The following is a 16,611-nucleotide window of genomic DNA, read 5'->3' as shown; positions in this document are numbered from 1 at the left end:
CAAAAGAAGGTCAGGGACGCGGCGGAATGTTCAAGCCTTTTTGCACGGCGGGACGGGCCATGAACCGGTCGAGATAGGCGATCAGGTTCTTGTGGTCGTCCCATCCGACGAGGTCGCGGGCACCGTAGAAGTTCAGTGCGTTCAGCCATGGTGCAATGGCGATGTCGGCTATGGAGTACTGGCCGGTCACCCAGTCCTGCCCTTCGAGTTGTTTTTCGAGGACGGCGAGCAGGCGTTTGGCTTCGTCAACATAGCGTTGTTGGGGGCGTTTGTCGTCCCATTGGCTGCCTGCGAATTTCACGAAGAAACCCATCTGGCCAAGCATGGGGCCGAGGCCGCCCATCTGGAACATCAGCCATTGGATCGTGTGGGCGCGTTCGGTCGCGGTGGTGCCGATCAACTGGCCGGATTTTTCCGCGAGATAAATCAGGATGGCCCCCGATTCAAAAAGGCCGATGGGCGAACCGTCCGGGCCGTTTGGATCGATGATCGCAGGGATTTTGTTGTTGGGGTTGAGGGACAGGAATTCGGGGCTTTTGACATCGGAATCCGAGAGGGTCACGAGGTGGGCCTCGTAAGGAATACCGGTTTCCTCGAGCGCGATAGACGCTTTGACGCCGTTCGGGGTCGGGAAGGAAAACAGTTGCAGTAGGTCGGGATTTTCCGGTGTCCATTTACGGGTAATTGGAAATGCGCTGAAGTCTGTCATATCGGTCACTCCTGTGATGCCCTTTTTACATAGGGGAAAAACCGGCAAAAATTACCCTTCGTGATGTGTTGAAAACTGTGTAGACCTGTTCGAAAGCGCACATCCAGACAAATCGATGCGTTTTTTAGTGAACCAAGGGACAAGAAATGCTGAACGAATTTAAAGACTTCATCGCCAAGGGCAATGTCATGGACATGGCTGTTGGTATCATCATCGGTGCTGCGTTCACGGCGATTGTGTCGTCGTTGGTGGCAGACCTTATCAACCCGTTTATCGGCCTCTTCCTCGGCGGCGTCGATTTCTCGAACATGTATTTCGTACTGTCGGGCGACGTTGCACCCGGCACATCGCTGGAAGCGGCGCGTGAATCCGGCGCGGCGATTTTCGCCTATGGCTCGTTCATCATGGCGGTCATCAACTTCCTAATCATCGCCTTTGTGGTGTTCATGCTGGTGCGTTACGTCAACAAGATCAAAGCCGCGACAAGCAAGCCTGAAGAGCCCGTCGAGGCCGCGCCTGCTGGCCCGACCGAGCTGGAAATCCTGATGGAAATCCGCGACTCGCTGGCCAAGTAAACCTACGCCAGTTGGTCCGAGTGACCCGTGACGCCGTCCTGAATTCAGGGCGGCGTTTTTCGTTTGCGGGCGCTTTGCCGGTGGAAGTTAGGAGATTTTTCAGACCTCTGGCCTAAGCCGAGGAAGGATTTGCAACGAAAAGGGGCGAGATGCGTGTCTGGATACTCATGCTGGCGTTGATCGCGACCGGGCCGGTGCTGGCTTTGTCGGGGGCATCGCAACAGTCGGATGACTTGTATCTGGTCGTGCTGCCACCGTGGGCGGATCGCGCGGCTTTGGTGCGGCGGCTGGACGGGCAATGGGTCGGGCCGGCGTCTGCCCCGTTTGGCGCATTGCTGCAAACCGATCTACCTGATGTCGCCGGCGTAGCGCGGTCAGCGGGCGCATGGTGGGTGACAGACGGCGCGGCGATGGCTGCGATATGTGGAGTTGCAGTGTGATGTCGGAGGTTATGGATACGCTGGACGTGTATAGGGTGACGGCCGCGCGTTGGTTGTTGCTTGCCTTCGCGGTGATCGGTCTGGGCATTACAGCGGGCGGTCTGTTTTTGCCGCTGAATTCCGCTCTGCCAGGGGCGATTGGTATATCCGTGACTGCCTTTGCCTATTGGTGCACGATGACCGGCTATGCGCATTACCGTTCGGTTGTCGGGCAAGCAGGGGCGGCGCAGGCGCTGGCCCTGATCGCCGTGACCTCTGGTACGGCTTGGCAGATTGACGCGCATATGGCGGTTTTTGTCATTCTTGCAGCGCTCATCGCTCTTGTGGATGTGCGACCGATCCTGCTGGCCGCGTTAACCATCGTGGCGCATCACGTCGTGCTGGCGGTTCTGGTGCCGCAAATGGTTTTCCCCTCCTTCGACGTGGTCGAGAATTTGCAGCGGGCAGTGATCCATGGTGCCTTTGTCGCGCTGGAGGTCACGGCGCTGACGCTATCGGTTGCGATGCGGTTGAAGCTGACGGCGCAGGTGACACAGGCATTGGAAGAGGCGAAGGCCGCCACCCTTGTCGCGGAAGAGGCGGGGGAACGGGCCAGACAGTCCCGCGATGTTGCCAAGGCCGAGGCGGAAACGGCACGCAAGGCGCAGGACGAGACAGAAAAGCTGCTGGAAGGGTTGCGCAAGGAACAGGCAGCGCGGGAACAGTCCGAGGCGGAAGCCAAGGCTAGCAACGCGCGTAATGAGCTTGCGCAAAAGTCCTTTGTCGAGGCGCAGTCGCAAGTGGTGAAAGCCCTGCGCGGTGGGCTTGAGCGGATTGCGAATGGGGATCTATCACGCCGGATCGAAAAGCCCTTTCCAGAAGGGTACGAAGAATTGCGCCATGATTATAACCGTGCCCTCGCAACCTTGGGCGCTGTGCTGAGGGGCGTTTTGCAAAGTGCGGATGACCTGATGGGGCAGGTGTCGAGTGTGGCAGCCTCGGCGGATGCGTTAGCGAACCGGACAGAGCAGCAGGTCACCTCTCTGGAATCAACGAGTCAGGCAGTGCATGCGTTGAATAAAACGGTGCAGGCATCGACGGAGAACGCGCGCGAAACCGTTCGGGCTGCGGGTGCGGTCAAGGCAGACGCCGAAGCGGGGGGCGAAGTTGTGCACCGCGTCGTCAAGGCGATGAGCGATATCGAGGCGTCCTCGCAGGAGATCGCCAAGATCAACGCAGTCATGGACGGGATCGCCTTTCAAACCAACCTTCTGGCGCTGAACGCGGGGGTCGAAGCGGCGCGCGCAGGCGAGGCAGGGCGCGGGTTTTCTGTCGTGGCGTCCGAAGTGCGGGCCTTGTCACAGCGCGCGACCGAAGCGGCGCGCGGGATTAACGAGTTGACCGAACGCAGTGGCCGCCAGGTCCGCGAGGGGGTCAGCCTTGTGGGGCAAGCGGGACTCGCGCTGGAAACCATCGTCACCTCAATCGAGGGGATGGGCGATTCGACGCACCGCATTGCTCAAGCCGCAGAAGAGCAATCACAGCGTCTGGACAAAGTCAGCGCCTCGGTCACGGAACAGGATGCGGTCGCACAAAGTAATGCAGCGATGTTCGAAGAAACTAATGCGGCATGTCAGGCTTTGAACCTGGGCATGACCCATATCTCGGACCTGATGCGGGACTTTCAGTTGGGGCCAGATTCGGCACCGGCCCCTCGTCAGGACAATGCCGCGTGGTCAAAAGTCTCCTGACCGCAGACGCCGCGCCGGTTGACCCCTACTGCACAAAAGCAAACCCCCGCGGCAGGGCCACGGGGGTCGTAACTTTTTCACATTGCTCGGGATGACTTACATCATACCTTCGCGTTGTGCTTTTTTACGCGCCAGCTTACGGGCACGGCGGATCGCTTCAGCTTTCTCGCGCGCTTTTTTCTCGGACGGTTTCTCGAAATGTTGCTTGAGCTTCATTTCACGGAAAACGCCTTCGCGCTGCAGCTTCTTTTTCAGGGCACGAAGCGCCTGATCGACGTTGTTGTCGCGAACACTAACCTGCATGTGGTTGTCACCACCTTTCTAGTTTCGAGTTGCAAGGATTTGCAGGAAGTGGCCACATAGCAAGTGTGCCCTAGTTTGTCTAGTGCCCGCCGGAAAAGGAGCACATTATGACCACGCCCTATGAGACGACCAAAGACGCCTTGTTGGATGCCGCACTGATGCATGTGGCATTTGACGGCTGGACCGAGACGACATTCAAGGCCGCCGTGAAGGATGCCGATGTCGATCCTGCGCTGGCGCGGGCGGTCTGTCCGCGCGGGGCGCTTGATCTGGCACTGGCTTATCACGCGCGCGGAGACGCGGCGATGGTGGCGCGGCTCAAGACCGACGACCTGCCCGAGCGGTTCAGCGACAAGATCGCCGCAGCGGTGCGTTTCCGGATTGAAGCGGTATCCGACAAAGAGGCCGTACGTCGCGGCACCACCCTGTTTGCCTTGCCCATGCATGCGGCGGATGGGGCCAAATCGATCTGGGGCACGGCGGACAAGATCTGGGATACGCTGGGGGATACCTCGGACGATGTGAATTGGTACACCAAACGCGCCACGCTTTCGGGTGTGTACAGTGCGACGGTTCTGTATTGGCTGGGCGATGACAGTGCCGACAATCAGGCGACATGGGCCTTTCTGGACCGCCGGATCGCGGATGTGATGCAGATCGAAAAGGTCAAGGCGCAGGTGCGCGACAGTAAGGTGCTGAGCGGCCTTCTGGCGGGGCCGAACTGGCTGCTGGGCCAGATCAAGGCGCCACCGCGCATGCCCAATCCCGACTTGCCCGGCATGTGGCATTCGGGGCGGGATTAAGGGCATCGGGATCATCCCCGCGATGGTCCCGATACGCCGCCAACTCAGCTATCTCTTGCACTTCCAATCCCAGACACGCCGCCCGCAACAGGCTTCCTTTCCCCACGCGGAAACGGAATACTGCGCGGCAAAAGGATGACCTAAATGACCCAAACCATGCGCGCAGTTGAAATAACAGCCCCCGGCGGCCCCGATGTTCTGAAGGTGGTCGAACGGCCCCGCCCTGAACCCGAACATGGCCAAGTGGTCATCAAGGTCGCATGGGCAGGGGTTAACCGCCCCGACGCGCTGCAACGCGCGGGGCTGTATAACCCGCCACCCACGGCCAGCGATCTGCCGGGGTTGGAGGCATCGGGCACCATCGCGGCCATCGGCACGGGCGTCAGCGGCTGGAATATTGGTGATGAAGTCTGCGCCCTGCTACCTGGCGGCGGGTATAGCGAATATGTCGCCACGCCCGCCGCGCATTGTTTGCCCGTACCGGAAAACATGGATCTCAAACGCGCCGCGTGCCTGCCTGAGACGTACTTCACTGTGTGGTCAAACGTATTCTCGCGCGGCGGCTTGCAGGGGGGCGAACGGTTTCTGGTCCATGGCGGGTCGAGCGGAATCGGCACAACGGCCATCCAGTTGGCGCACCACTTCGGCGCGCGTGTCTTTGCCACCGCGGGAACCGAGGATAAATGCCAAGCCTGCCGCGCCCTTGGCGCAGAGATCGCAATTAACTACCGCGACGCTGATTTCGTCGAGGTGATAGAAGAACAAGGCGGCGCGGATCTGATCCTTGATATGGTCGGCGGCTCTTACATCCAGCGCAACCTGAACGCGCTGTCCGATGATGGGCGGCTGGTGCAGATCGCGTTCCTTCAAGGCCCGAAGGTCGAGCTGAACATGGTGCAGTTGATGACGCGCCGCCTGACGATGACGGGCAGTACCTTGCGCCCGCAAAGTGATCTGGCCAAGGCGCGGATCGCACAGGACTTGCGCGAGGCGGTGTGGCCGCTCCTTAGCGCGGGGCGCATCGGCCCCGTTATGGATTCCGAGTTCCCGCTGGAGCAGGCAGCCGCCGCGCATACCCGCATGGAAAGCTCGGGCCATATCGGCAAGATTGTTCTGGAAGTGGCAGGCGGGTAGCGCGCAGGCGTCCGCACAACAAAAAGAGAAAGCGCAAGATGGTGAAGACCGCAGTCATCGAGGCCCACGGCGGGCCGGAACAGTTCCGCATCATCGACCAGCCGGTTGGCGATCCCGGTCCGGGGGAAATCCGCATCGCGCACAAGGCGATCGGTTTGAATTTTATCGACGTTTACCAACGCTCCGGCGTGTACCCCCTCAGCATGCCGCACGCGTTGGGCATGGAAGCTGCCGGTATTATCGAGGCCGTTGGCGACGGGGTGAGCCATCTTTCTGTTGGCGACCGCGCGGCCTATGCCGCGAATCCGCCCGGCGCCTATAGCGAAGCGCGCGTGATGCCCGCGGCGCAGGTGGTAAAGCTTCCCGATGCCATCCCTTTCGACGTTGCCGCTGCCATGATGCTCAAAGGGTTGACCACGGACTACCTATTCAACCGCACGACCCCGCTGACCAAAGGGGACACCGTCCTGTTTCAGGCGGCAGCGGGTGGCGTTGGCCTGATCGCGTGCCAATGGGCGCGGTCAGAGGGCATCACGCTGATCGGCACAGCGGGCGGGCCGGAAAAATGCGAACTGGCGCTCGCACATGGTGCCGCGCATTGCATTGACTACAAAGCACAGGATTTCGCGCCCGTTGTCCGCGAGTTGACGGATGGCAAAGGGGTGGACGCGGTGATGGATGCCGTGGGTAAGGACACGTTCGAAGGGTCGCTCGCCTGTCTGCGGCCCTTGGGTATGTTCATGTCTTTTGGGGCGGCATCCGGTCCTGTGCCACCGCTGGATATTGGCCTGCTGGCCAAACACGGCTCGCTCAAGATCACCCGCCCGACGCTGTTCACGCATATTGCTGATCCCGAGGCGCTGCGCGCTATGGCGGCGCGTTTGTTTGAAAAAGTGACCTCGGGCGATGTCACCCTGCGAATTGATCAGCGGTTCAAGCTGGACGACATCGCAGAGGCGCATCGCGCCCTCGAAGCGCGCCAGACAACGGGATCCACGGTGATCGAGTTGTAAGTGGCGCTAAAAGGGGCCAGCCCCCTCGGCCTGCGGCCTCACCCCCGCGGTATTTCCGGCCAAAAGAAACCGCCCGCGCCACCCATCCTGTGAGCACCGCGGGCGGTGAAAAAGCATTCGCTTCTTCTGGCGTGGCCATCGGCTCTGCAGCCTGTGCCATACAGGTCAGCGTGCCGTCATATGGTTAACAAAGCCCTTCTTTTGGCTAAAAATACTGCCGCTGGAGGCTCCTGTAGGTTCAGCCCTTGGACCGGTTGGCCATTCAGCGCACGGGGGTAAACCTTGCATCGCGCGCTTTGCAATCTTTCACCACGTCCTGTCCGCATGGGACGGGGGTAAGGTCGCGGGACAGGCAGATACGGGCCTCTTGGATATAGCCCGAACGGCAGGTGATGGTGACACCGTCCGCTTCCATGTCGGGATTGGCTTGCAAGAAGGCATCCTCCACAACGGAGGCGGGCAGTTTGACCTCGCGGTCGAGTTTGCGGAACACGGGCGGGCGCACGACTTTTTCGTAGGCTTCGCGCGACAGGGCGTAGTAGTCCGCAGCGGATAGGCCGGTGCAGGTGCCGTGTTTCTTCCACTGGTGCCACGCCAGCCCGCTGGTGCCCATAATGTCGGCCATATCTGCCGTCATGCCGCGGGACGGGGCCCGTTCGGCAGTCCGACAGAATGATGGATAGCCGCGATGGAACTGCGGCCACAGGCCGTGCATGATCCAGCCGTGATCGTGGCGCGCGTCGCATTGGTCGGACTGTCTGGCATCGCCTTCATAGGCGCACCAGTTGGGCGACCAGCTGAGGCTTAGCACATAATAGTCAAACGCCCCCGCTTTTTCGCCCTCCGCAAGGGCAGGCACGGACAGTAACAACCAGATCAACACAGCACGCATAAGGCTTTCCTTTTTCGTCATCTGCAACTATACGCGCTGCAAGTTCCCCTACAATGGAAACCCGCCTTGCAAACCAAGGCCGCCTGATTCGGGCGACGGGAAAGATATGCGCGAAGGAGCACGAACATGGCAAAACCGATCATGGCACGGGCCACCGCCGTCTGGCTTGTGGACAACACCACCCTGACTTTCAAACAGATTGCCGACTTTGTCGAAATGCACGAACTCGAAGTTCAGGGCATCGCGGACGGTGATGTGGCGGCGGGCGTGAAGGGCTTTGACCCCGTGATCAACAACCAGTTGACGCAGGAAGACATTGATGCGGCGGAGAAAGATCCGACGCGCAAGCTGACCCTCAAGTTCAACGCCGCAGCCGTTGGCGAGGAAAAGCGTCGCGGGCCGCGTTATACGCCGCTGTCCAAACGTCAGGACCGCCCTGCCGCGATCTACTGGCTGGTCAAGTTTCACCCCGAACTGTCCGATGGCCAGATCTCCAAACTGGTGGGCACCACCAAGCCGACGATCCAGTCGATTCGCGACCGCTCGCACTGGAACATCAGCAACATCCAGCCTGTTGACCCTGTCGCCTTGGGCCTGACCAAGCAGTCCGAACTGGACGCCGCCGTTCAGAAGGCCGCATCGAAGAAAGCAGCGGACCAGCCTGTCATGTCCGATGACGAGCGTCGCAAACTGGTCAGCACCGAGCAGTCGCTGGGTATGGACACAGAACCCAAGATCCCCACGGCGATCGAAGGGCTCGAGACATTCTCGCTCTCTATGGATGTGGACGATGACGAGGATGACGACAAATCCACGCTGGTCGATGCGGACAGCCTATTCAACCTGCCCAAAGGTGACGGTTCGGACGAAGACGAACAGCCCTGATCGCCCTGCGATGTTTTGATGTTTTTCAACGGGCGTGCCGCATGCGGTAACGCCCGTTTTCTTTGGAAAAGGTGCCAAGATGAGCCAATACGCCGCTGTGAAAGAGACATCCGATGTGCCCGTCATTTGCGACTTGCGCAGTGACACGGTGACAGCCCCCGACGCTGCGATGCGCGCCGCCATGGCACAAGCGGAGGTGGGCGATGACGTCTATGGCGAGGATCCAACCGTCAACCGGCTTGAGGCGACCCTTGCCGAGCGGTTGGGCAAAGAAGCGGGGCTGTACCTGACCTCGGGCACGCAAAGCAATCTGGTGGCCATTCTGGCCCATTGTGGGCGCGGAGAAGAGGTTATCACAGGGCGCGGCTATCACATCTGGACTTATGAGGCGGCAGGCGCGTCGGTTCTGGGCGGGGTCGCGATGGACCCGCTGGCGGTTGCGGCTGACGGGGGGCTGGATGCCGACCAGATCACCGCCGCCGTGAAAGAGGACGACCCACACCACCCGATCAGCCGTTTGCTGGGGCTGGAAAACACCCATAACGGCGCGGCTGTACCACTGGCGCGGTGCGCTGCGGCGGCGGATGCGGCTCGCGCCGCGGGTCTGTCCGTGCATCTGGACGGCGCGCGCTATTTCAACGCCGTCGAAGCATTGGGTTGCGGCGAGGCGGACCTGTCGGGCATTTTCGATTCCGTATCCGTGTGCCTGTCCAAAGGCCTCGGCGCGCCTGTCGGGTCGGTTCTGGTCGGGCCGCGTGAGGTGATCGACCACGCGCGTCGCTGGCGCAAGATGCTGGGCGGCGGCACCCGCCAGTCAGGCGTTCTGGCGGCGGCTGGCCTGCACGCGCTGACCCATAACGTGACACGGCTGACTGATGACCGCATGCGGGCAGAGCGGTTGGCGCAGGCATTGTCGGCCTATGGCGATGTGCATCAGGCCACGAACATGGTCTTTTTCACACCGCATGGCGGCATCACCCCCGCAGTGCAGCAGGCCATGGCCGCATGCGGTGTGACGCTAAGCGGGGCGACGGGCACGACCCGCCTCGTGCTGCACAAAGATGTCACGGACGAAGGTTTGGACGCTGCGATCAAAGGGTTCGAGGCTATTTTCGGTTAATTGGTGGCAGAGCTGTTCCGACGCGCCTCGAACTCTTCCCAAACGTGCATGTGGCCTTTTTGACGGGCGTCTGCCAACCAAAGTTTCTTGCGCACACCCGGAGGTTCAAACATTCGGTAATCTCCCGCCGAAAACTTTGGCCAGTCCAGTGCCAAACCGAGTTTGACCATCTCTTCCGACAAGTCGCGCCCATCCGGCAGATAACACATTGCCACTGTCCGTCCGTGGGTGTCGGTTGAGACGATCTTGGCACGGACTTGGTGTCCTTTGCACAACGCAACCATGGCCCATTTCGCCTTCTGTCCAAAAGGATGATTCAACTCAGGTGCGTCCACGCCATACAGTCGTATTTGGGTATTCTTGACGACGATGCTGTCGCCATCGATCACATGTGCAGGCCCGATGATTTCGGGCATGTTTCCGTGGGGGCGTGCAGGTTTGGGGCTTTGGTATTTTGGCTGGTGCCTGCGGCGGAGCGACTGGGGGTTTGGGCGATACAGCGGGGGTAAAGGGTGGTGCGGCCGGGGCTTGGCCTTTGGTGTGTAAGATCGCGGCGGGGGGCGGTTACTATGATCGCGACCACTTAACCCGACTCCGATGTACACAATGACACCCAGAACGAGCATTCCAAATAAAAATTCCACCGTCAAATACCTGCGTAAAAACTTCACTTTCTTCGTAAAAGTGCGCTTTAGGCAAGTGTTTTGTATCCATACCCGTCGCGGGTAGGCATGCGGTTCTGTCGGATTAAAGCGATTTGCGCGCGCGCATTGCGGCAGTGATCGTGCCGTCGTCGAGGTAGTCAAGTTCGCCCCCGATGGGGACGCCTTGGGCCAGCGACGTCAGTTTGACCTGCCCTTCCAGTTGGTCGGCGATGTAGTGGGCGGTGGTTTGTCCGTCGATTGTGGCATTCAGTGCGAGGATGATCTCGGTCACGTTTTCGGTGGCCACACGGTCGATCAGACGCGGGATGCGCAATTCGTCGGGGCCGATGGCGTCCAGCGCCGACAGCGTGCCGCCCAGCACGTGATAGCGGCCCTTGAACACGCCAGAGCGTTCCATCGCCCAAAGGTCCGCGACATCCTCGACCACGCACAGCTCGCCATTGGCGCGCTTTTCCGAGGTGCAGATATCGCAGACGTCGCTGGTGCCCACATTCCCGCAGTTCAGACATTCACGCGCGGTGGCCGCGACGGTCTGCATCACATCCGCCAGCGGGGTCAGCAACAGCGCCCGCTTGCGGATCAGGTGCAACACAGCGCGCCGCGCAGAACGCGGGCCAAGCCCAGGCAGCTTGGCCATCATCTCGATCAGGTTGTCGATGTCGCGCGTGCTGCTCACAAAGCGGTCCTAGCGGGTGAGGAATCAGAAGGGCAGTTTCATGCCTGCGGGCAGGCCCATGCCTTCGGTCAGTTTGCCCATTTCTTCTTGGGCCTTTTCGGTTGCCTTGGCTTGGGCGTCTTTGATCGCGGCAAGGATCAGGTCCTCGACCACTTCCTTGTCATCGCCGTTAAAGATCGACGGGTCGATGTCCAGCGCGGTCAACTCGCCTTTGGCGGTTGCCGTGGCTTTGACCAGACCCGCGCCGCTTTCACCTGTGACGGACAGGTTGTGCAGCTCTTCCTGCATCTCGGCCATCTTGGTCTGCATCTCTTGCGCTTTTTTCATCATGCCGGCCATATCGCCAAGCCCGCCTAGTCCTTTGAACATTCTTGTCTCCTGAGTTACGTGTCGTCCGCTGTGCGCGGCATGGTGTACAGAACTGTCGCGCCACATATCGCAGCCACGATGGCGATGAACAAGGCGGGCGAGCCGATACAGCCCTCTGCCATTGCGTCAGCGCGCAGGCCGGTCGGGTCCGCCATGGTTACAAGGGTGATGTAGCCCGTCCATGACAGCACGGCCAGTAATCCCATCCACTGGCTGCGAAACCGCAGGGCGACAACGGTAAAGGCAAGGATCAGCACCCCGATTGGTGTCATGAACAACGTCAGCGCCTCGTGCAGCGCAGAGACCGCCGCGCCGTCCCAATCGGGGCGCGCCTTGTCGCAAACCTCGGCCCATGCCGCGCTTGGCACTAGGGCAAGGATCAGTCCTCTTCGAAGGGGTCCCATTCGTCATCCACTTCGGGCAGCGCCTCGATATGCGCCTCTTGGGCGATGTCGGCGGCGGTACGGATTGCGGTAATCTTGGCCTTTGGGAAATGCGAGATCACCGCCTGTACCAGCGGATGCGCTTCGGCGCTGGCCTTGAGCGCAAGTTCGGCGGCATCGCGCACTTCAGCAATAGTCGGCGCGCCGCCTTCGTTCACCACGGTGACGGCCCAGCGGTTGCCCGTCCAGAGTTGCAGGCGCTGGCCAAGCCGTTGGGCAAGGTCGCTTGGCGCGGTCGGACCGGGTTCGAATTCGATCCGTCCGGGTTGGTAGGCGGCCAGACGCAGGTCGGTTTCCACGTCGATCAGCAACTTGCCATCGCGGTTCGTGCGGATCAGTTCCAGCACATGTTCAAAGGTCGGGAACCGTGCCAGCGCCGCTTGTGGGTCATGGGCCAGCGCGGTGGTCGCGCCGGAAGCGGTCGGCTGGCTGGTCATGCGGGCCTGCGCCTGTACCACGGCCTGCGTGCCCGATGACGGTGCCGCGCCGCCACCGCCGCCATTGCCCACGGGGGCAGCCGGGGCGGGCGGTGTCGCGTTTTGCAGCTTGCGCACCAGTTCGTCGGGGCTGGGCAGGTCGGCGACGTGAGTCAGACGGATGATCGCCATTTCGGCGGCCATCATCGCATTGGGGGCCATTGCGACCTCGTCCAGCGCCTTGAGCATCATCTGCCAGAACCGCGTCAGCACCCGCATCGGCAGGGTTTCGGCCATTGTCAGGCCGCGGCTGCGTTCGTCCGGCGGAATGGTCGGGTCATCTGCTGCCTCGGGCGTGATTTTCACCACCGACACCCAGTGTGTAATCTCGGACAGGTCGCGCAGCACCGCCATCGGGTCGGCCCCGTCGGCATATTGCGCGCCCAGTTCGGTCAGCGCGCCATTGGCATCGCCCTTGAGCACCATGTCGAACAGGTCCAGCACGCGGCCACGGTCGGCCAACCCCAGCATGGCACGCACCTGATCGGCAGTGGTTTCGCCTGCGCCATGGCTGATCGCCTGATCCAGCAGCGACGTGGCATCGCGCGCCGATCCTTCGGCGGCGCGGGTGATCAGTGCTAGCGCATCATCGGCAATCTCGGCCCCTTCGGCGGTGGCGATCTTGCGCAGCAGGGCGATCATCACCTCTGGTTCGATCCGGCGCAGGTCAAAGCGCTGACAGCGCGACAGGACCGTGACCGGCACCTTGCGGATTTCCGTGGTGGCAAAGATGAATTTGACGTGGGCGGGTGGTTCCTCAAGCGTCTTGAGCAACGCGTTGAACGCGCTGGTGGACAGCATGTGAACTTCGTCGATAATGTAGATCTTGTAGCGGGCGGAGGCTGCGCGATAGTGCACCGAGTCGATAATCTCGCGGATGTCGTTGACCGAGGTGTTGCTGGCGGCGTCCATCTCAAGCACGTCGACATGGCGCCCTTCCATGATGGCGCGACAGGGTTCGCAGACGCCGCAAGGATCGGTTGTCGGCCCGCCGTTGCCATCGGGGCCGACACAGTTCATCCCCTTGGCGATGATCCGCGCCGTGGTGGTTTTGCCGGTGCCGCGAATGCCCGTCATCACAAAGGCTTGCGCGATGCGATCCGCCTGAAACGCGTTCTTGAGCGTGCGCACCATGGCATCCTGACCGACCAGATCGGCAAAGGTTTCGGGCCGGTATTTGCGTGCGAGAACCTGATATTTCGGGGCTGCGTCTGACATAAGTGCGAACAAGACCTTGGATTCGGAGTGACCGCACAAGACTAGGCCTCGCGCGACCCGGCGTCCACCGCCGTTGCGCGTTCACATGCGCCCAAAAGACCGCTAGGATTCGCGCAACATATCCAACGAAGGGATCACACCATGCGTCTGCGCGGGATCAGGAAAAGCCGGAATATCGAAGATCGCCGCAGCGCGGGCCGTTCGGGGGGGCGACGCATTGGCGGCGTCGGCGGTCTGGGGATCGGTGGTATCCTTGTGGTGCTGGTCATCGGCTGGGTGACGGGCATTGACGTGATGCCACTGCTTTCGGGCGGACAGGCCCCCGCCACGGCCAGCCGTCCCCTGACCGAAGCCGACGCGCAAGAGGGCGAATTTGCCGCCCGCGTCCTCGCCACGACCGAAGCCGTCTGGAGCCGCGAGTTCCCCGCGCAGGTGGGCCGTCCCTATACGCCGCCTGTCATGGTTCTGTTTTCCGACTCCACCCAAAGCCCCTGTGGCGGCGCGTCCGGCGCGACGGGCCCGTTCTACTGCCCTGCGAATGACAAGGCCTATCTCGACACCGCGTTTTTCACCACCATGCGCGACCGTTTGGGCGCGGGCGGTGACTTTGCCGCCGCCTATGTGATTGCTCACGAGGTGGCGCATCACGTCCAGAACGAATTGGGCGTGTTGGCGCAGGTACAGCAGGCGCGCCGAGGGGTGAGCGAGGCGCAGGCCAATGCACTGACCATGCGGTCCGAGCTGATGGCGGATTGCCTGTCGGGCATCTGGGCGCGCAATGTGGGCGAGTTGATGGAACGCGGCGATCTGGAAGAGGCGTTGAACGCCGCCCGCATGATCGGTGACGACCACTTACAGCGTCAGGCGGGGCGCGTGCCGCAGCCGCACACCTTTACCCACGGCACCTCCGAACAGCGCGCGCGCTGGTTCGAACGCGGCTATGATTCCGGCGCGATCAAAGATTGCGATACATTCGCGGCACAGCGGTTGTAACTTGGGGGTTCGGCGATCCGCCCGCGATGATGTTTCAGGAACATCTACCGTGGGGCGGGGCGCGGTTTGCACTGGGAACAGTGCAAAGGTGAGAGATTGACAACGACCCAAGCGGGGCTCGTTACGGCTGCTTCCTTCCGGATCTGACCGGGTTGGCGAGGCGCCTGCCCGCGCCAACCTCTCAAGCGGTGATATAGGTGCCCCGTGCCCCATGCGCAAGCATGTCGTCAGATTGCGACGTCGAGTTCCAGAAATCCCGCCTGATTGAGGCCGACAATCTTGGGATCAAAACCTGCAATTTCGTGCAGATGGGCGCGGGCATGGGGCGAGGTTTCAATCAGGACGCGGGTGTCGCTGTCGCCCGCGAATCGCCAGACCGACGGGGCGGGGTCAAAGGCACCGGGATCGCTGCGGACCACATCGTGCAACGCTTGGCCCAGCGTTGTCTGCGTGGCAATTCCTTCGGTCGGTGAGGCAAGGCGCGGAAACGCACCGCCGCCCGCGCCACGATAGCTGGTCATGGCCACGACAAACCGCGCATCATCCGCGACCGGCGCGCCCTGATAGCTTAGCGACTGGACACGCTGCGCGGAGGGATCGACCAGCACCCCTTGCAGGTCAAACCGCCTGTCACAGCGCGGATCCAACACCGCCCCGACCCCGTGCAGAATGTCGAAGTTAAAGGCAGGCGCGTCCGGTTCCACCAGATAGCGGCCGCTTTCCAACGGTGCGGCGAAAAAGGCGGCAGAGCGTTCGGACCATGCCCGCAACTCGGCCCCCGTCATAACCATGCCGGAAATCGTGTCGGTAAAGGGCGACAGCATCGCAAGATGCCGCGCCCGCACCGCACCGCGCGGCACCTCGACAAAATTGCGCGGCCCCAGCCGTCCGCCCATCAGGAAAGTGGCGACCGAGGCGAGCATCGGCAGCCCCGCAAGTTCGGTTTGCGCAATCTGGTCGCGCAGGCTGTGCATCATGGCGCGGGCCACCAGCGCGCTGGCCAGACCGGAGCGCAGCATCTCGAAATAGCTGTGAAATCCAGTGTCGGTATGGGCCACCACCGTGTTCAGACGGTCCCGCGTTTCGGCAATGGCAGGGGCGGACAGGGCGGTGATGTCGGGGCGGGGCGTGTCGCTTTCGTGTGGAGTGATCAGGCGGGCATGGTGGTTCGTCACGCGCCATCCCGTCGCAGTCCAGTCAAGCTCAAGATCAATGGCGCCAAGCGCCTGTGCCCCGTATCCTGGCATGACGGCAGGCACCCCGTGTAGGGATCGCGGGCCGCCGCGAACGGGGAAGTATTCGTGGGTGTGTCCCAGCACCATAGCGTCGATGCCTGCGACTTCGGCGGCCAAAGCGGCGGCGAAATTCTCGGAATCCGCACCGTTTTCTGTGTCGATCAAGCCGCTGTGGCACAGCATCACCACAATATCGGCACCTGCGTCGCGCACGGCTTGGACGGCCTGTTTTGCGGCCTTGATCCCTTGCAAAAAGGTTAATCGACCCGTCAATTGGGCATGGTTCCAGATCACCGTCTGCGGCGGCAAAACCGAGGTGATGCCAACCATCAGGGCGCGGACTTCACCGTCGCTGCACCGTAGGCGGCGCGGCAGCAGGGCCATCGGGGCGACGCCTTCGACATCGCCTTCGTCAAAGCTCGCACACAGGGTCGGCGCGTCTGTCTGCGCGACGACCTGTTCCAGAAACGGGATGCCGAAGTCAAAGTCGTGATTGCCCAGCCCGACGGCGTCATAACCGATGGCATTTGCAACGGCGGCCCATGGGTGGATGTGGTCGGCGGGCCAAGCCGCACAGGTTTCCCCGACAGGCGTGCCTTGGACGGAATCGCCGTTGTCGACAAGGATGCAGTCGCCCTGCGCGGCTAGGCGCGCGGCCTCGATCTTGTGGGCCAACACATCCATGCCGCGTTCGCCCACCACCTCGTCGCGCAGGGGATCCCAACCCGTGACATGCATATGCGTGTCGCTGGTGGCAAGGATGCGGAAATGTGCGGAGGGCATGCGTGCATTCATTGCGTCAGTTGCACGCAAGATCGTGGGAATTTCAACCCCAAGTGGCATTGAATGTCGCGTCACATCGACGGATGCGACTTGTGTGGGCATTGCACCCGCTGGGCTTGCGTGCAAATTCTGGCGCGGGCCGGTGGTGG

18 protein-coding genes and 1 other RNA gene are annotated in these 16,611 nt (G+C 61.6%); 9 read left to right on the top strand and 10 right to left on the bottom strand.

Going from position 1 to position 16,611, the window contains the following annotated elements; all coding sequences use genetic code 11:
- Positions 1-10: 10 nt before the first annotated feature.
- Positions 11-709, bottom strand: coding sequence for a glutathione S-transferase family protein (locus tag AC6GQJ_RS08575; protein WP_500773714.1), 699 nt, complete (start codon positions 707-709; stop codon positions 11-13).
- A gap of 146 nt (positions 710-855) precedes the next feature.
- On the opposite strand from AC6GQJ_RS08575, the gene mscL reads away from it, so the two are divergent.
- The 3 genes from mscL to AC6GQJ_RS08560 all read left to right on the top strand — a co-directional run bounded on the left by mscL (position 856) and on the right by AC6GQJ_RS08560 (position 3,454).
- The gene (gene mscL, locus AC6GQJ_RS08570) at positions 856-1,284 is read left to right on the top strand and encodes a large conductance mechanosensitive channel protein MscL (protein WP_500773712.1); all 429 of its coding nucleotides are present in this window, start codon (positions 856-858) and stop codon (positions 1,282-1,284) included.
- Between the two features lie 149 nt (positions 1,285-1,433).
- On the top strand, positions 1,434-1,724 hold the full coding sequence (locus AC6GQJ_RS08565) for a hypothetical protein (protein WP_500773710.1): 291 nt from the start codon (positions 1,434-1,436) through the stop codon (positions 1,722-1,724).
- 35 nt (positions 1,725-1,759) lie between these two features.
- On the top strand, positions 1,760-3,454 hold the full coding sequence (locus tag AC6GQJ_RS08560) for a methyl-accepting chemotaxis protein (protein WP_500773708.1): 1,695 nt from the start codon (positions 1,760-1,762) through the stop codon (positions 3,452-3,454).
- 96 nt (positions 3,455-3,550) lie between these two features.
- Here the strand turns inward: AC6GQJ_RS08560 and rpsU are convergent, their stop codons facing one another.
- On the bottom strand, positions 3,551-3,757 hold the full coding sequence (gene rpsU, locus AC6GQJ_RS08555; protein WP_007118112.1) for a 30S ribosomal protein S21: 207 nt from the start codon (positions 3,755-3,757) through the stop codon (positions 3,551-3,553).
- A 107-nt stretch (positions 3,758-3,864) separates the two neighbouring features.
- On the opposite strand from rpsU, the gene AC6GQJ_RS08550 reads away from it, so the two are divergent.
- The 3 genes from AC6GQJ_RS08550 (at position 3,865) to AC6GQJ_RS08540 (ending at position 6,707) form a co-directional block, all read left to right on the top strand.
- The gene (locus AC6GQJ_RS08550; RefSeq protein WP_500773704.1) at positions 3,865-4,560 is read left to right on the top strand and encodes a COQ9 family protein; all 696 of its coding nucleotides are present in this window, start codon (positions 3,865-3,867) and stop codon (positions 4,558-4,560) included.
- Positions 4,561-4,704: 144 nt separating this feature from the next.
- The gene (locus tag AC6GQJ_RS08545; protein WP_500773702.1) at positions 4,705-5,694 is read left to right on the top strand and encodes an NAD(P)H-quinone oxidoreductase; all 990 of its coding nucleotides are present in this window, start codon (positions 4,705-4,707) and stop codon (positions 5,692-5,694) included.
- Positions 5,695-5,732: 38 nt separating this feature from the next.
- The gene (locus tag AC6GQJ_RS08540; RefSeq protein WP_500773700.1) at positions 5,733-6,707 is read left to right on the top strand and encodes a quinone oxidoreductase family protein; all 975 of its coding nucleotides are present in this window, start codon (positions 5,733-5,735) and stop codon (positions 6,705-6,707) included.
- A 262-nt stretch (positions 6,708-6,969) separates the two neighbouring features.
- On the opposite strand, the gene AC6GQJ_RS08535 is transcribed toward AC6GQJ_RS08540, so the two are convergent.
- On the bottom strand, positions 6,970-7,599 hold the full coding sequence (locus AC6GQJ_RS08535; protein WP_500773698.1) for a ribonuclease T2 family protein: 630 nt from the start codon (positions 7,597-7,599) through the stop codon (positions 6,970-6,972).
- A 126-nt stretch (positions 7,600-7,725) separates the two neighbouring features.
- Between AC6GQJ_RS08535 and AC6GQJ_RS08530 the strand changes: the two genes are divergently transcribed.
- Entirely contained in the window at positions 7,726-8,484 is a 759-nt protein-coding gene (locus AC6GQJ_RS08530) for a DUF1013 domain-containing protein (RefSeq protein WP_500773696.1), read from the top strand.
- Between the two features lie 79 nt (positions 8,485-8,563).
- Positions 8,564-9,604, top strand: coding sequence for a low-specificity L-threonine aldolase (gene ltaE / locus AC6GQJ_RS08525; protein ID WP_500773694.1), 1,041 nt, complete (start codon positions 8,564-8,566; stop codon positions 9,602-9,604).
- On the opposite strand, the gene AC6GQJ_RS08520 is transcribed toward ltaE, so the two are convergent.
- The 5 genes from AC6GQJ_RS08520 to AC6GQJ_RS08500 form a co-directional block, all read right to left on the bottom strand.
- Complete coding sequence (locus AC6GQJ_RS08520; protein ID WP_500773692.1) at positions 9,601-10,020, bottom strand: thermonuclease family protein; 420 nt, start codon at positions 10,018-10,020, stop codon at positions 9,601-9,603. The genes ltaE and AC6GQJ_RS08520 overlap by 4 nt on opposite strands.
- Before the next feature lie 331 nt (positions 10,021-10,351).
- On the bottom strand, positions 10,352-10,945 hold the full coding sequence (gene recR / locus AC6GQJ_RS08515; protein ID WP_500773690.1) for a recombination mediator RecR: 594 nt from the start codon (positions 10,943-10,945) through the stop codon (positions 10,352-10,354).
- Between the two features lie 24 nt (positions 10,946-10,969).
- Positions 10,970-11,314, bottom strand: a complete 345-nt coding sequence (locus AC6GQJ_RS08510) for a YbaB/EbfC family nucleoid-associated protein (RefSeq protein ID WP_500773687.1) — start codon at positions 11,312-11,314, stop codon at positions 10,970-10,972.
- A 14-nt stretch (positions 11,315-11,328) separates the two neighbouring features.
- Positions 11,329-11,718 carry a hypothetical protein gene (locus AC6GQJ_RS08505; protein WP_500773685.1) on the bottom strand — a complete coding sequence of 130 codons (390 nt, stop codon included), beginning with the start codon at positions 11,716-11,718 and terminating at the stop codon, positions 11,329-11,331.
- Positions 11,694-13,451 (bottom strand): DNA polymerase III subunit gamma/tau, encoded by a 1,758-nt coding sequence (locus tag AC6GQJ_RS08500; RefSeq protein WP_500773683.1) that lies wholly within the window; start codon positions 13,449-13,451, stop codon positions 11,694-11,696. Before AC6GQJ_RS08500 ends, AC6GQJ_RS08505 begins: the two co-directional genes overlap by 25 nt.
- Positions 13,452-13,592: 141 nt before the next feature.
- Here AC6GQJ_RS08500 and ypfJ point away from each other — a divergent pair, with 141 nt between their 5' ends.
- Entirely contained in the window at positions 13,593-14,444 is an 852-nt protein-coding gene (ypfJ, locus tag AC6GQJ_RS08495; RefSeq protein WP_500773681.1) for a KPN_02809 family neutral zinc metallopeptidase, read from the top strand.
- Positions 14,445-14,530: 86 nt separating this feature from the next.
- Here the strand turns inward: ypfJ and ffs are convergent.
- Both ffs and AC6GQJ_RS08485 read right to left on the bottom strand, forming a co-directional pair.
- Positions 14,531-14,628: signal recognition particle sRNA small type (gene ffs / locus AC6GQJ_RS08490), an RNA gene on the bottom strand.
- A gap of 43 nt (positions 14,629-14,671) precedes the next feature.
- Entirely contained in the window at positions 14,672-16,462 is a 1,791-nt protein-coding gene (locus tag AC6GQJ_RS08485; protein WP_500773679.1) for a 5'-nucleotidase C-terminal domain-containing protein, read from the bottom strand.
- Positions 16,463-16,611 lie beyond the last annotated feature (149 nt).

Source organism: Tateyamaria sp. 7Alg 36 (genome assembly GCF_059882455.1).
Note: the sequence above shows the minus strand (reverse complement) of the source record. Positions and strands in the feature narration are given on the sequence as shown.

Excerpts from the sequence above, each read along its gene's own strand:
- AC6GQJ_RS08575 (WP_500773714.1), bottom strand. The coding sequence starts at position 709 with ATGACAGACTTCAGCGCATTTCCAATTACCCGTAAATGGACACCGGAA.
- mscL (WP_500773712.1), top strand. The coding sequence starts at position 856 with ATGCTGAACGAATTTAAAGACTTCATCGCCAAGGGCAATGTCATGGAC.
- AC6GQJ_RS08565 (WP_500773710.1), top strand. The coding sequence starts at position 1,434 with ATGCGTGTCTGGATACTCATGCTGGCGTTGATCGCGACCGGGCCGGTG.
- rpsU (WP_007118112.1), bottom strand. The coding sequence starts at position 3,757 with ATGCAGGTTAGTGTTCGCGACAACAACGTCGATCAGGCGCTTCGTGCC.
- AC6GQJ_RS08550 (WP_500773704.1), top strand. The coding sequence starts at position 3,865 with ATGACCACGCCCTATGAGACGACCAAAGACGCCTTGTTGGATGCCGCA.
- AC6GQJ_RS08545 (WP_500773702.1), top strand. The coding sequence starts at position 4,705 with ATGACCCAAACCATGCGCGCAGTTGAAATAACAGCCCCCGGCGGCCCC.
- AC6GQJ_RS08540 (WP_500773700.1), top strand. The coding sequence starts at position 5,733 with ATGGTGAAGACCGCAGTCATCGAGGCCCACGGCGGGCCGGAACAGTTC.
- AC6GQJ_RS08535 (WP_500773698.1), bottom strand. The coding sequence starts at position 7,599 with ATGCGTGCTGTGTTGATCTGGTTGTTACTGTCCGTGCCTGCCCTTGCG.
- AC6GQJ_RS08530 (WP_500773696.1), top strand. The coding sequence starts at position 7,726 with ATGGCAAAACCGATCATGGCACGGGCCACCGCCGTCTGGCTTGTGGAC.
- ltaE (WP_500773694.1), top strand. The coding sequence starts at position 8,564 with ATGAGCCAATACGCCGCTGTGAAAGAGACATCCGATGTGCCCGTCATT.
- AC6GQJ_RS08520 (WP_500773692.1), bottom strand. The coding sequence starts at position 10,020 with ATGCCCGAAATCATCGGGCCTGCACATGTGATCGATGGCGACAGCATC.
- AC6GQJ_RS08510 (WP_500773687.1), bottom strand. The coding sequence starts at position 11,314 with ATGTTCAAAGGACTAGGCGGGCTTGGCGATATGGCCGGCATGATGAAA.
- AC6GQJ_RS08505 (WP_500773685.1), bottom strand. The coding sequence starts at position 11,718 with ATGGGACCCCTTCGAAGAGGACTGATCCTTGCCCTAGTGCCAAGCGCG.
- AC6GQJ_RS08500 (WP_500773683.1), bottom strand. The coding sequence starts at position 13,451 with ATGTCAGACGCAGCCCCGAAATATCAGGTTCTCGCACGCAAATACCGG.
- ypfJ (WP_500773681.1), top strand. The coding sequence starts at position 13,593 with ATGCGTCTGCGCGGGATCAGGAAAAGCCGGAATATCGAAGATCGCCGC.
- AC6GQJ_RS08485 (WP_500773679.1), bottom strand. The coding sequence starts at position 16,462 with ATGCCCTCCGCACATTTCCGCATCCTTGCCACCAGCGACACGCATATG.